This is a genomic window from Bradyrhizobium sp. CCGUVB1N3, from assembly GCF_024199925.1.
GTDB lineage: Bacteria > Pseudomonadota > Alphaproteobacteria > Rhizobiales > Xanthobacteraceae > Bradyrhizobium.
The window spans coordinates 1,152,627-1,166,710 of sequence record NZ_JANADR010000001.1 but is presented as its reverse complement, the minus strand read 5'-3'; the positions used below and the strand labels follow the sequence as shown (position 1 = coordinate 1,166,710).

Here is a 14,084-nt window from a genome sequence, read left to right as displayed (position 1 = left end):
CGTGCAAACGCTCGGCGGCAGGAGCGGCTCGGTTCGTCGTTCTTGAAATCTGGATATCAAAAAGGAGAACGAAATGTCTTCGACAGTAGATGTAGCCCCGGCAGCAACGACTCGACACCGGGCATCAGAGTTGCAGAAATACCTCGCGTTGACGCCCCGGGTCTTGGGTGGGATCGTCGCATTGCTCGGTTTGATCCTCGCAGGCGGAGGCGCCTACCTCGCCTCGCTGGGAGGCAGCCTCTATTACGTCCTGGCCGGCGTCATGCTCGTCGCTGCGGGCCTTCTCATGATCCGGGGAAAGATCGCTGGCATCTACACCTATGTCGGCGCGTTCGCCTTCACGGCCGTTTGGAGCTTTTGGGAGGTCGGCCTGTCGGGCTGGGAATTGATCCCGCGTCTTGTCGGCCCCTTCATCCTCCTCGTCCTCGCCATTCTGGCTGCTCCCGCAATTGACAAGACGATCGGCCGGCATGTCCGAAAGCTGGGCTCGATCGGCGCCGGACTCTTCGTTGCCGCACTCGGCGTCCTCATCCCGATCTTCAATCAGCAGGCGGCACCGAACCCACTCCCTCAGGCGCACACAAACGCCGTCTTCGGAGATTCCGCGTATGCGCCCAAGAAGGGTGAGTGGAACGCCTATGGCGGCGGCCAGGGCGGGCAACGCTATTCGGATCTCGCCCAGATTACGCCCGCGAACGTCAAGGACCTCAAGCGCGTCTGGACCTTTCACACCGGCGACATTCCGAAGAAGTACGGATCGGAGCTGACCCCGCTCAAGGTCGGCAACACCATCTACGGCTGCACGCCGATGAACAAGTTGTTCGCGCTGAATGCGGCGACTGGCGAAAAGCTGTGGATGCACGATCCCGAGGTCCCGACCTCTTGGGTGCCCTACACGGCGGCTTGTCGTGGTGTGGCGTACTATGAGAATCCCAAGGCTACAGCCGGCCAGGCCTGCGCGGTACGCATCATCGAGGGAACGCTCGACATGCGCCTGATCGCGGTGGACGCAAAGACGGGTCAGCCATGCCAGGATTTCGGCAAGGACGGCTCGGCCGACCTCAAGGTCGGACTGGCGCAGAAGGATAGCGCTACGGGCGCCATCACACCCGTCATTCCGGGAACAGCGGCTATCACTTCGGCCCCGGTCATCGTGCACGGGATCGTCGTCTCCGGGCATCAGGTGCTCGATGGTCAACGCCGTTGGGCTGCATCTGGCGTCATCCGCGGGTACGACGCGGTGACCGGCGAGCTCCGCTTTGCCTGGGACATCAATCAGCCCGAGGTCACGAAACTGCCGCCGGACGGCAAGCCCTACTCGCTGGGCACGCCGAACATGTGGACCACAGGCGTCGGTGACGAAAAGCTTGGCCTCGTCTACCTGCCGATGGGCAACTCGGCGGGCGACTACTACACGTCGCTGCGCTCGGATGAGGAGAAGAAGTACAGCTCCGCACTCGTCGCGCTGGACGTGAACACGGGCAAGCCGCGCTGGGTGTTCCAGACCGTGCATAACGACGTGTGGGACTACGATCTCGGTTCTCAACCGACCCTGGTCGAATTCCCCACCGCGAACGGCAAGGTGCCGGCGGTCTTGCTGCCGACCAAGCAAGGCGACATGTTCGTGCTCGACCGCGCCACCGGCAAGCCGCTGCACCAGGTCGACGAAGTGGCCGTCCCGCAGGGCGGCGCGGAGCCCGGCCAGCGCTCTCCCACGCAGCCGTTCTCCCGTTACCACACGCTGCGCAAAGCCGATCTGGTCGAGCACGATATGTGGGGCATCTCGCCCATCGATCAGATGATTTGCCGGATCAACTTCAAGCGCGCTCGCTATGAAGGCCCGTTCACTCCGCCGGAGCTCGGCCGCCACAACCTTGAATATCCCGGCTACAACGGCGGATCGGACTGGGGCAGCGTTGCCGTCGACCCGCACCGCGGGGTGATCATCGCGAACTACAACGATATGCCGAACTACGACACGCTCGTGACCCGCAAAGACGCGGACGCGATGGGCCTGTTCCCTGCCGGTGATCCCCGCGCGGCCGGAAGCGCCTCGAGCGCCGAAGGTGCGGGTGCGCAGACGGGAACGCCTTACGGCATCCTCGTCAACGCGGGATGGCAGATGCCGACCGGCGTGCTGTGCACACGGCCTCCTTACGGCGGCATCCGTGCGATCGATCTCGCCACCGGCAAGACTCTGTGGGATCGTCCGTACGGTTCAGCTCGTCGAAACGGTCCGTTCGGCATGCCGACCTTCATCGGCACGCCAAACAATGGCGGGTCAGTCGTGACGGCAGGTGGCCTGATCTTTATCTCGGCGGCAACCGACGATCTGATCAAGGCGATCGACATCAAGACCGGCGAGATCGTGTGGAGTGACGTGCTCCCCGCGGGCGGCCAGGCCACGCCGATCGTCTATGAGCAGGATGGCAAGGAGTACGTTGCCATCATGGCCGGCGGCCATCACTTCATGATGACGCCGCCTGGCGACGCTCTGATCGCCTACGCCCTGCCCGACAAGAAGTAAGAGTACGCAATCTCCGCAACGCGCGGCATCACCCGATGCCGCGCGTTGTGCCGTCTGGAGCACAAAGACAGCGGTCAAGCCGACTGACTCACGAGCAGGCTGCCTTGCAGCAATTTGGCGGGATTTGCCGGCCTTTACTCGCGATGATGGCACACGTGGGTCAAATAGAGGTCAGCCAAGTTAAGCGAGACAAGGCAACTGCAACACCGAAGGACAATTCATGACGGTACTTGAAGCATCCAAATCGAAGAACTCGTCGGGGGTGACCCGCTCCGGCCGACTATTCGTTCTCGAGCTGAGTGGGGACCGCATTTACTCGATGAATCCGGACGGTTCCGACCGCAAGATCATCGTCACGAATGGGCGTCTCCCCGACGGCATCGCCGTGGATGTGGAGGCGGGCCATATCTACTGGACCAACATGGGTGTTCCCCCTCTCAACGATGGCTCGATCGAACGAGTCGACCTCGATGGCGGAAACCGCAAGGTCATCATTCCGCAAGGCGGTACGTACACGCCGAAGCAGATGCACCTCGATAAGGAGGGAAAGAAGCTTTACTGGTGCGACCGTGAAGGCATGCGCGTGATGCGCGCCAACCTCGATGGCTCGCAGGTCGAAACGCTGGTCGAGACCGGCCGCGGCGACGACGATCGGAAGGATCAGAATCGCTGGTGCGTCGGAATCACCGTCGATCCCAAACGGCGGCACATCTACTGGACGCAAAAGGGTCCCGATAATGGCGAACTGGGCCGCATCTTCCGCGCCGGCATCGACATCCCGAAGGGCGAGACCCCGGCGAACCGCTCCGACATCGAGGTGTTGTTCGATCGTTTGCCCGAGCCGATCGACCTTGAGCTCGATCTGACGAACCGCATCCTCTACTGGACCGACCGCGGCGATCCGCCGCGCGGCAATACCGTCAATCGCGCACCGATCGACACAAAGGCTGACCCAGAAATCGTGGTCACGCACTTGATGGAGGGCATCGGCATCGCGCTCGACGTTCCCGGCAACCGGATGTTCGTCACCGACTTCGCCGGCTCGGTCTATTCCGCCGATCTCGATGGCAAGAACGAGCGCAACTTCCTGTACGCCCAGGGCAACCTCACCGGCATTGCCTACGCCGAAATCTGACGAACCCATTGGAGAACGTGACATGAGCAACACCAAACCCATTCGCCGCATCGCCATCATCGGCACTGGCGTGATCGGCGCGAGCTGGGCCTCGCTATTTCTCGCCAAGGGACTGCAGGTTGTCGCGACCGACCCCGCGCCGAACGCAGAAGCCTCGCTCCGCAAGTTCGTGGAGACGGCCTGGCCGGCGCTCAAGCGCTTGGGCCTGTCGGCGGGAGCGTCACAGTCGAACCTCAAATTCACCGCGGATCTCGCGGAGGCGCTTACCGGCGTCGACCTCGTCCAGGAGAACGGGCCCGAGCGGATCGATTTCAAGCAAAAGCTCTACGGGCAGCTCGACGAGCTGCTGCCGCCCGAGGTGATCATCGCATCGAGCTCGTCGGGGCTCACCATGAGCGAAATCCAGAAGGGCGCCGCCGCACATCCCGAGCGCTGTGTCATCGGTCATCCGTTCAATCCGCCGCACCTGATTCCGCTGACCGAGATTGTCGGCGGAGCAAAGACCTCGGAAGCGACAATCCAGCGCGCGGCGGAATTCTACACGTCGATCGGGCAAAAGACCGTGCGCGTCAACAAGGAGATGCCCGGCCACGTCGCAAATCGCCTACAGTCCGCATTGGCGCGCGAAGTCTACTATCTTGTCGCCGAGGGCGTGGTGAGCGCGGCCGACGTCGACACCGCCCTCTCCTGGGGGCCGGGCCTTCGCTGGGGAATCATGGGCAACATGCTGCTCAATCACCTCGGCGGCGGCGCGGGCGGCATCGAGCACTTCTTCCAGCAGTTCTCTGGTCCAATGACGGCCTGGTGGAAGACCCTCGGCTCACCCGTGCTGAGGCCGGAAGTACAAAAGAAGCTCATTGACAGCGTTCACGCGGAGGTCGGATCGCGCTCCATCTCGGCGCTGGAGGCCGAACGCGACGAAGTCCTGCTCGGCCTGCTGGAGCTGCGCAACAAGGTCGCCAAGTCGAACCAGACGAAATCGATCGAGCCGGTCGCATAAGCCCAAGCCCAACCGGCGAGATCGATCATCCAACTGACGTCCTCTTTCCCCAAGCCGCAGCAACGAGAGACCCAAGATGCTTACCAAAGCGCCGAAGCAGGTTCCGACGCCGAACAGCGATTTCTATGACTTCGCAGAGACCTTGAATAGAAACGATCGAGCGATTTTGCAGAAGGTGCGCACGTTCATGGAGTCCAAGGTCGCGCCGATCATCAACAAATACTGGGTCGAGGACGCCTTCCCGTTCGAAGTGCTTCCCGCGTTCAAGGAGCTGAGCATCGGCGGCCTCGGCTATGAGGGCTATGGCTGCGCCGGCGGGAGCCAATTGCTGGTCGGCCTTGTTGGAATAGAGATGGCGCGGGTCGATGTCTCAATCGCGACTTTCTTCGGCGTCCACAGCCATCTGGCGATGGGTTCGATCGCGCTCGATGGATCGGAGGAGCAGAAACAAAAGTGGCTGCCGCCGATGGCGCGCCTGGAAAAGATCGGTTGCTTCGGCCTGACTGAGCCGTTGGTCGGCTCAGGAACAGGCGGCGGCCTCACCACGACGGCAAAACGCGAGGGTGACACCTGGGTCCTCAACGGCCAGAAGCGGTGGATCGGCAATGCACCCTGGTGCGATATCTCGATCATCTGGGCGCGCGACGTCGACGACAACCAGGTCAAGGGCTTCATCGTCGAGAACAAGACGACGTCCGGCTTCAGCGTCGAAAAGATGCAGAACAAGATCGCGCTCAAAGTCGTCCAGAACGGCCAGATTACCCTCAAAGACGTTCGAGTGTCGGAGTCGAACCGCCTGCAGGGCGGCAACTCGTTCCGCGACACCGCGCGCGTGTTGCGTGGGACGCGGTACTACGTGGGATGGGAAGCGACGGGATGCCAGATGGGCGCCTACGAGCACGCGCTCAAATACGCTCAGGAGCGATTGCAGTTCGGAAAGCCGATCGGCTCGTTCCAGATGATTCAGGATCTCCTTGCGAAAATGCTCGCCAACATCGTTGCTTGCCAATGCATGGTGGTTCGTACAGCACAGCTCGCCGACGAAGGCAAGCTTACGGACCAGCAGGCGGCGCTTTCGAAGGCGTTCACGACGGCCAAGGCGCGTGAGACGGTCTCCTGGGCACGAGAGCTGCTCGGCGGCAACGGCATTATCGCCGACTACAACGTCGCGCGCTTCTTTGCTGATGCCGAAGCACTCTATTCCTACGAGGGCACATACCAGATGCAGAACCTGATCGTCGGCAAGGCGATCACCGGGTTCAGCGCCTTCATCTGAGACCGAAAAGTGGGCCAGCGCGCTTTGCGCCGGCTCGCCACAACAAAAAGAGAGATCAACATGTCCTCGACAACAACGACACTCGCAAACGTCCAGTACGAGAAGCGCGGCGCGATCGCCTATGTGACCGTCAACCGGCCCAAAGTGCTCAACGCCCTGAACACGGCGACATGGAAGGACCTGCGAAGTGCGTTCGAGGACGCGCGGGACGACGCGGCGGTGCGCGGCGTCATCCTGACCGGCGCGGGCGACAAGGCATTCATCGCCGGCGCCGATATAGGCGAGCTCGCGCATGCGAGTGCGATCGACGCCGAACGGTCCAGCCGCTACGGGCAGGAGGTGCTTGATCTCGTCGAGAATCTCGGCAAGCCGGTGATCGCGGCAATCAACGGCTTTGCACTGGGCGGTGGTTGCGAGACGGCAATGGCGTGCACCATCCGCATCGCCGTCGAACATGCGAAGTTCGGCCAGCCCGAGGTCAAGCTGGGATTGCTTCCCGGCGGCGGCGGCACGCAGCGACTGCCGCGTCTGGTCGGAAAGGGCCGTGCGCTTCAGCTCATTCTGTCCGGCGAGACCATCAGCGCACAGGAGGCGTATCGCATCGGGCTCATTAACGAGGTCGTTCCTGCAGCCGATCTCATTTCGCGTGCGGAAGCCATCCTGAAGATGATCGCTGCGAACGCTCCCATCGCTATCAAGCAGTCGCTTGAGGCGGTGAACAAGGGATTGGACACGAGCCAGAGCGAGGGTTTTGCGCTGGAAGCCTCCTATTTCGGGCTGTGCGCCGGGACGGAAGACAAGAAGGAGGGCACGTCCGCCTTCCTCGAAAAGCGCGCACCCCAGTTCCTGGGGCGGTGAAGCAAGCACGGTGATTTAGGAGAGATCCAATGGCAAGCGACAACATTTTTTCCGGACTGAAGGTGGTTGACTTCTCGAGCTTCGTCGCGGCGCCCGGCGCCGCCGTGATCCTGTCCGACTTCGGCGCCGACGTCATTAAGGTCGAACCGCCGAGTGGTGACCCTTGGAGACATGTGCACAAGATCCCGCCGCAGCCGGCGGCAGATGAGCCCTATCAGTGGCATCTCGTCAACCGCAACAAGCGCAGTATCACGCTCGATCTGAAGTCGCCCAGCGCCCCTCAAGTCCTCGAGCAGCTTGTCAAATGGGCCGATGTATTCATCGTCAATACGCCACATCCCGCGCGCAAGAAGTTAAAGCTCGAATATGACGATGTGGTGCGCTGGAATCCGCGCCTGATCTACGCGGACCTTACGGGGTTCGGCGAAAAGGGACCGGATGCCAATCTGCCGGGCTTTGACATCACGGCATACTGGGCGCGTAGTGGTTTGCTGTCGATGACGCGCGATGCCGGCGCGCCGCCGACCTGGCCGGTGGCCGGCAGCGGCGACAACGCGACAGGTGTCGGAATCTATTCGGCGATCGTCACCGCGCTTTACCGCCGCGAGCGCACCAGCAAGGGAGCGTATGTCACGACCTCGCTGCTCGCCGAGGGTGTCTGGTCGGCGAGCGTTTCGATCCAGGCTGCGCTGGCCGGTGCAAAGTTCTTTGGGCTGCATGATCGCATGCATCCGGCTAATGCGGCGCTCAACGTGTATCGCGCAGCCGACGGCACCTGGTTCGTTCTTATCGTCACGCCCGACAAGTTGGCCGCTGTGGCAAAGGCAATCGGCCGACCGGATCTGTTGACCGATCAGCGATTCGCCGATCCGGCGAAGCTGATGGCGAACATGCCGGAACTCACGGCCATCCTCGACGAGGTTTTCTCCGCGCAGCCGATGGCGCGTTGGTATGAGGTTTTCAGCGGCGCGCACGTCACGTTCGGCGCCGTGCGCGGGCCGCAAGAGGTGATTAACGATCCCCAGCTGACGGCAAACGACATCGTCGTTCCGCTCGAAGGCGCCGGCGGCAACCTCGGCAGGACGATCAGCAGCCCGATTCAGGTGCACGGGGTCGCCAAGGTTCCGGCCCGGCGTGGGCCCGACCTCGGCGAACACACTGAAGAGATCCTGCGCGACCTGGGGTTCGACGCGAAAGGGATCGAGGACCTGCGCACGAGCGGCGCGGTGCCGAAGGTCAACGAACACGCGTAGAACATGGCGACGAAGAGTAGCGAACAGAGGAGCGAACCATGAGCGACATCATCACCGAGCGTACCGACGCGATCCTGCGGGTCCAGCTCAATCGCCCGGCCCAGAAGAACGCCATGACGTCGGGCATGTACACGAGCCTGGCCGGCATCCTCAACGAAGCTGACAAGGACGACGCGATCCGTGTCGTGCTCTGGCACAGCACCGGAAACGTGTTCTGCGCTGGCAACGACGTCGTGGATTTCCTCAAGAATCCGCCCAGGCCGGGCGCATTTCCGCAAGGGCTTCTGATGGACGCATTCGTCAAGTTCGAAAAGCCGATCGTCGCAGCCGTCCAAGGCGCGGCTATCGGCGGCGGAACCACGATGCTGACGCACTGCGATTTCGTCTACGCGGTCGAAAGTGCGAAATTCCAGCTGCCGTTCATCAACCTGGCGCTGGTGCCGGAGTTCGGATCGAGCTTCTCGATACCGGCCCGCGTGGGCCATCTCCGGGCGGCGGAATTGTACTTGCTGGGAGAGCCCTTCACGGCCGCGCGGGCAGCTGAGCTGGGCCTCGTGACCCGCGTTGTGCCCGACAGCGATCTGCTCGCGACCGCCACCGCAACGGCGCAGAAGCTGGCGGCAAAACCGAGCGGCGCGTTGTTGGCGAGCAAGCGGCTCCTCAAGCGGCCTTCGATAGGCCAGCTCAAAGCGGCGATCGAGAGTGAAAGCCAGGAGTTCATGGAGCGGGTGAGCGGGCCAGAGGCCAAGGAAGGGCTCTCGGCCTTCCTCGAGAAACGTCCACCCAATTTTACGAAGAGCCCGACGCACGTGGCGGCCGAATAGTCCGTGCTCGGAACAATTGATGGGCGCCGCGTCGGGTCCGGTGTGGTGAATGCTGGAAATTGAAAGGCGTCACCGCGGCGCCAAGCGGCAATGCGTGGACTGATATGAAACACGTCTTGAGTCTCGCCACGTTTGTCACCGTAGCGCTGTGCTTCGCAGTGTTTCTGGCCACCATGAAGCCGACTGTTCTGAGTGCAGTCGCGGCACCGAACAAGCCCGCGCATTGCAGAATCATCGGCTTCTGGTGCGCTGACATGCCGTAGCGAAGGCGGATGGCTCGAGCTTTGGGAGCGTCGCTTCCGACAGACGCTTGCTGAAGCGGCCAATGACAAAGAGCGCAAACGAGGTGAACCATGAGTGCGATGTTGGATGAGATCCGGCCTGACGAGGCAACCGCCGTTGTTGAGGCTCCCCACCAAGAGCGCAAGCGGGTCGTCGTCGTCGGGGGCGGCTTTGCCGGGATCGCCGCAACACGGGCGCTGCGGCGCGCCGATGTTGATGTCGTAATAATCGACCGCCGTAACCACCACATATTTCAGCCGCTGCTCTATCAGGTGGCAACGGCAGTCCTCTCGCCGGCCGAGATCGCAGCGCCGATCCGTCAGCTCGAGGTCAAGCAGCGAAACCTCAGCGTGCTGCTGGCAGAGGTCACCGGCGTCGACATTGCGTCCCGCACGGTCGAGGCCGCCGCCCCCGGCGTGGGCGTCCGCAAGATCGCCTACGACTATCTGGTGGTCGCGACCGGCATGCGCCCGAGCTACTTCGGGCACGATGAGTTCGCGCGATTTGCCCCGGCGCTCAAGAGCCTCAACGACGCAGAGAAGATCCGAGCCAAAATCCTGAGCGCGTTCGAAGTTGCCGCAGCGACCGAGGACGCAAGCGAACGCGCGCGCCAGATGACATTCGTGCTGGTCGGAGCAGGCCCCACCGGCGTGGAACTCGCGGCATCCCTCGCGCAAATGGTGAAGGTTACGCTGCGCGGAAACTTTCGCCATATCGACCCAGCGCAGGCCAGCATCATTCTGCTCGACGCAGGGCAGCGGGTTCTGCCGACCTTTGCTGAGCCACTGTCGCGCAGGGTGACCCGACGACTCACGAAGCTCGGTGTGAAGGTCTTGACCGGAGCGAAGGTCGAAACCGTCGACGCGGAGGGCGTGGTCGCCGGCGGAAGCCGGATCCCCAGCGCCACCGTGCTGTGGACTGCCGGCGTTGCGGCATCGCCTATTCCAAAAATGCTCGGCACCAAGACCGACCGCGCAGGGCGCGCGCTCGTTGATCCCTTCCTAAAGGTAGTGGACGCGCCCGGCGTGTTCGTCGTGGGCGATGCGGCGTCGGTCATGCAGAACGAACACCCGGTGCCCGGCGTGGCGCAGGCCGCGATCCAGGAAGGACGCTACGTCGGGCGGCTGATCGCGAAGGAGTTGAAGGGGCGAGAAGTCAAACGCCCGTTCCGCTATTTCGACAAGGGCAACATGGCCGTCGTCGGCAAGAACTACGCGGTGCTGGAGCGAGGTTGGCTGCGCACAAGCGGGGCCTTGACGTGGCTTGTGTGGGCGTTCGTTCACATCCTCGCCCTGCCCCAGCTGCAGAACCGGCTGCGCGTGCAGCGTCAGTGGCTCTGGTCGTATTTCACCGGCCAGCGCAGCTCGCGCCTGATCCCCGAGCCACCCAGGGACGCCGCTCTCCGGTCCGACCGTTGAGTGGTCGCTTGCGCCATGAATACTCCCTATCTCCCTGCATTCGCTGCTTTGGCGGGGTCGGCCATCGGCGGCCTGACATCTTTCGCATCAGCCTGGCTCACGCAGCACCGTCAGGATCGCGCCAAGCGACTGTCGGGGGAAAAGACCCGGCGGCAAAAGCTGTACAAGCAATTTATCGTTGAGGCATCGAAGCTCTACGCGGACGCGCTCGCCCATGATCGCGCGGAGGTCTCGGCACTGGTGAGCATCTACGCGCTGATCAACCGGATGCGTGTGGTATCGAGCTCCGCCGTGATCGAGAAGGCGGAGGCCGTCGTTCATTTGATCATCGACACATACTTCACGCCCAACAAGACCTTCTCTGAACTTCGAGAGATGATGAACGGCCACGCCGTCAATCCGCTGCGGGCTTTCAGCGAGGAATGCAGGGCCGAATTGCAAGCACTCAGTGACCGTTGAGCATGCGCTCAACGCACATGACGCAATGCACCCCGAACGCGAATGCAGCAGCCGTCGGCGCGCGCGACGTGTCACAATGACGACGCTTGAGCCTCAGAGTTGATGCCGCTGCTTTTGAAGGATTTGCCGGTATTTGGCAGCGTTTACTGATGAATCTGAACTGTGCGGTCTATTTTTCATAGAGCCTGCATGCTGCAGACGGCTCTGAGAGCTCCTTCGGCTGCTCTCTCTACATGACCAACACAAGAGGTTCAGCGATGCATTTCGATCCAGTCCTGTTATCGCGCATCCAGTTCGCCTGGGTCGTCGCCTGGCACATCCTGCTGCCGGCGTTCACCGTCGGAGCTGCGTCCTTCATCGCCGTCGTCGAGGGCTTGAGCCTTGCGACCGGACGCGAAGTCTATGCCCGCATTTCGACATTCTGGATCAAGATCTTCGCCATCGCATTCGGCATGGGCGTCGTGACAGGCCTTATCATGCCATTCCAGTTCGGCACCAACTGGAGCCGCTACGCGTCCGCAGCCGGCGACGTCCTCTCGCCGCTGTTTGCATATGAGGGCCTCACGGCTTTCTTCCTGGAAGCCGGCTTCCTCGGCGTCCTGCTGTTCGGCCGCAAGCTGGTGCCGCCGTGGGCGCACTTCTTCGCGGCCCTCATGGTGGCGATCGGGACGCTGTTTTCCACGTTCTGGATCCTGTCCGCCAACAGTTGGATGCAGACGCCGGCCGGCTATGAGATCATCAATGGCCAGTTTATTCCGACAGACTGGATCCAGGCGATTTTCAATCCGTCCTTTCCTTATCGGCTGGCGCACACGGCGGTCGCGTTCTTCACGACAACTGGCTTCGTCGTCCTCGGCGTGGGCGCATACCTGTTGCGGCGCAATCGATCCGTGCAGGAAGCGCGCATCATGATGTCGATGGCGCTGTGGGCCCTGACCGTGTTGGTGCCGCTGCAGATGGTGATCGGCGACATGCATGGCCTCAACACCCGCAAATATCAGCCTGCAAAACTGGCCGCGATTGAATCGCGTTGGGAGACCGGCAAGGGTGTGCCGCTGACGCTCTTTGCAATTCCGGATGACAAGGCCGAGCAAAACAAGTTCGCGATCGAAGTTCCCTGGCTCGGAAGCCTGATCCTCACGCACGACCTCCATGGCGAAGTAAAGGGTCTGAAGGATTTTCCCGCCGATCAACGTCCGCCGGTCGCCATCCCCTTCTTTGCGTTCCGTGCGATGGTCGGATGCGCGGGCCTGATGCTGGGGCTCGTGCTTCTGGGTGGCTGGTTGCGGTGGCGCGGGCAACTCTATGACACACGGCTGTACCTGTTGGCATGTCAGTGTGCGATTCCGCTTGGCTTTATCGCGGTCGTTGCCGGATGGTTCGTGACCGAGGTCGGCCGGCAGCCGTGGACAGTCTATGGACTCTTACGCACGGCAGCCTCGGTGACGCCGTCTCTGACAGGCCATGACGTTACGCTGTCGCTCCTGGCTTACATGGCCGTCTATCTGCTGATCTATCCCTGCGGGGTCATCCTGTTGGCTCGGCTCGTTCGCAAGGGCCCGCTCGAGAGCAGTGAAGCGGCTACATCAATCGAGGCTGGCATAGCTGCGGCGCCGGTTCTCGCCCCCGCAATCAACGTCGTGAAAGGAAACGTGTGATGACCCAGGTGCTCGATTTGGTTCCGATCTGGACGCTGATCCTGGCAGTAGCTGTATTCTTCTACGTGCTGCTCGATGGCTTCGATCTCGGCGTGGGGATGCTCTATGGCTTGGCGTCCGATACGCGCTCCCGTAACACCATCATGAATTCGATCGCCCCGATCTGGGATGGTAACGAGACTTGGCTGGTGCTTGGCGGCCTTGGCCTTCTCGCGGCGTTCCCCGCCGCCTTCGCGATCATCATTCCGGCAGTGTATTTCCCCATTCTGATCATGCTGCTGGCACTGGTGTTTCGCGGCGTTGCATTCGAGTTTCGGTTTCGCGACGCTGAAAACAAGACGTTCTGGGACCACGCATTCTGCTACGGATCGGCCGTCGCCACGTTCGCGCAAGGCGTCGTGCTTGGCTCATTCGTCCAGGGTTTTCCGGTTCGCGACGGGCAATTCGCGGGAACGTCGCTTTCGTTTCTCACGCCGTTCTCCGTTCTGACCGGCGTCGCCTTGATGTTCGGCTACGGCCTTCTCGGCGCCGGCTGGCTCATTCTGAAAACCGAGGGTGACATTCAGGCTGCCGCACGTCGCCAAGGCCGCATCTGCCTCATCGGTGTCGTAACCGCGATCGCCATCGTGAGCGTATGGACACCAATCATGAGCCCCGCGGTGGCGGCGCGCTGGTTTAGCTGGCCCAACATCGCGCTGTTCGCACCGGTGCCCGTACTGTCCGGCGTGATCGCGCTCGGGACATGGCGGTCTCTCGGCAGTAAGGCCGAGGCGGCGCCATTTTTTGGTGCGATCGCGCTCTTCGTCCTGGCCTACATTGGCATGGCGATCAGCCTGTTTCCGATGATCGTGCCCTACCAGCTGACGCTGTGGGAGGCTGCCTCGTCGCCGCGCACTCAGGCCTTCCTTCTGGTCGGAACGCTGTTCCTGATTCCCGTAATCCTGACCTATTCGAGCTGGTCATATTGGGTGTTTCGCGGAAAGGTTCGAGCCGATGTGGGGTATCACTGATCGTCTCCTGCAAATCTTCTAGGTCAAACGCTGAAACGACCCATCATTGGACTGCGACGCAGACCGCTATTTGTCTGCTGATCGGGGCAGTGATGGGTCGGCAGCCGACTGGAACCACCTGCACGATGACCGAATGCCAGAAAGTGCACTCAGAATGATCATCTGCTCGTGCAATGTCATCAGCGATCATGACATCAGAGAGGCTGTCGTCTCCGCTGATGTCGAGCTGTGTTCGACCGCGCAGGTTTACAATTGCCTCGGCTGCTTGGTGCCTTGCGCGCTCTGCTCCCGCTCGGTCAGAAAACTCCTGCAAGAACGGCACTCAAGCAGGTGGGACCCTACAGCCCTGGCTACCTGCAAAAAGAAATTAGCCCATTAGCTGTA

General features: G+C 61.9%; 11 protein-coding genes. All 11 read left to right on the top strand.

Features of this window, described 5'->3' with window-relative positions; all coding sequences use genetic code 11:
* Window positions 1-73: 73 nt before the first annotated feature.
* The 11 genes from NLM33_RS05515 to cydB all read left to right on the top strand — a co-directional run bounded on the left by NLM33_RS05515 (window position 74) and on the right by cydB (window position 13,700).
* Window positions 74-2,527 (top strand): membrane-bound PQQ-dependent dehydrogenase, glucose/quinate/shikimate family, encoded by a 2,454-nt coding sequence (locus NLM33_RS05515; protein ID WP_371929904.1) that lies wholly within the window; start codon window positions 74-76, stop codon window positions 2,525-2,527.
* Between the two features lie 220 nt (window positions 2,528-2,747).
* The gene (locus tag NLM33_RS05510) at window positions 2,748-3,662 is read left to right on the top strand and encodes a DUF5050 domain-containing protein (protein WP_254095113.1); all 915 of its coding nucleotides are present in this window, start codon (window positions 2,748-2,750) and stop codon (window positions 3,660-3,662) included.
* Window positions 3,663-3,684: 22 nt separating this feature from the next.
* Complete coding sequence (locus NLM33_RS05505) at window positions 3,685-4,662, top strand: 3-hydroxyacyl-CoA dehydrogenase NAD-binding domain-containing protein (protein WP_254095112.1); 978 nt, start codon at window positions 3,685-3,687, stop codon at window positions 4,660-4,662.
* Window positions 4,663-4,738: 76 nt separating this feature from the next.
* A complete protein-coding gene (locus tag NLM33_RS05500) occupies window positions 4,739-5,938 on the top strand; it encodes an acyl-CoA dehydrogenase family protein (RefSeq protein WP_254095111.1) in 1,200 nt (399 codons plus the stop codon).
* A gap of 60 nt (window positions 5,939-5,998) precedes the next feature.
* The gene (locus tag NLM33_RS05495) at window positions 5,999-6,796 is read left to right on the top strand and encodes an enoyl-CoA hydratase-related protein (protein WP_254095110.1); all 798 of its coding nucleotides are present in this window, start codon (window positions 5,999-6,001) and stop codon (window positions 6,794-6,796) included.
* A gap of 29 nt (window positions 6,797-6,825) precedes the next feature.
* On the top strand, window positions 6,826-8,049 hold the full coding sequence (locus NLM33_RS05490; protein ID WP_254095109.1) for a CaiB/BaiF CoA-transferase family protein: 1,224 nt from the start codon (window positions 6,826-6,828) through the stop codon (window positions 8,047-8,049).
* A gap of 38 nt (window positions 8,050-8,087) precedes the next feature.
* On the top strand, window positions 8,088-8,873 hold the full coding sequence (locus tag NLM33_RS05485; protein WP_254095108.1) for an enoyl-CoA hydratase: 786 nt from the start codon (window positions 8,088-8,090) through the stop codon (window positions 8,871-8,873).
* A 362-nt stretch (window positions 8,874-9,235) separates the two neighbouring features.
* The gene (locus tag NLM33_RS05480) at window positions 9,236-10,573 is read left to right on the top strand and encodes an NAD(P)/FAD-dependent oxidoreductase (RefSeq protein ID WP_254095107.1); all 1,338 of its coding nucleotides are present in this window, start codon (window positions 9,236-9,238) and stop codon (window positions 10,571-10,573) included.
* Window positions 10,574-11,032: a hypothetical protein gene (locus NLM33_RS05475; RefSeq protein WP_254095106.1), complete on the top strand. Its 459-nt coding sequence runs from the start codon at window positions 10,574-10,576 to the stop codon at window positions 11,030-11,032.
* 257 nt (window positions 11,033-11,289) lie between these two features.
* Window positions 11,290-12,690: a cytochrome ubiquinol oxidase subunit I gene (locus NLM33_RS05470; protein WP_254095105.1), complete on the top strand. Its 1,401-nt coding sequence runs from the start codon at window positions 11,290-11,292 to the stop codon at window positions 12,688-12,690.
* Window positions 12,690-13,700 carry a cytochrome d ubiquinol oxidase subunit II gene (cydB, locus tag NLM33_RS05465; RefSeq protein ID WP_254095104.1) on the top strand — a complete coding sequence of 337 codons (1,011 nt, stop codon included), beginning with the start codon at window positions 12,690-12,692 and terminating at the stop codon, window positions 13,698-13,700. The genes NLM33_RS05470 and cydB overlap by 1 nt, the downstream gene beginning before the upstream one ends.
* Window positions 13,701-14,084 lie beyond the last annotated feature (384 nt).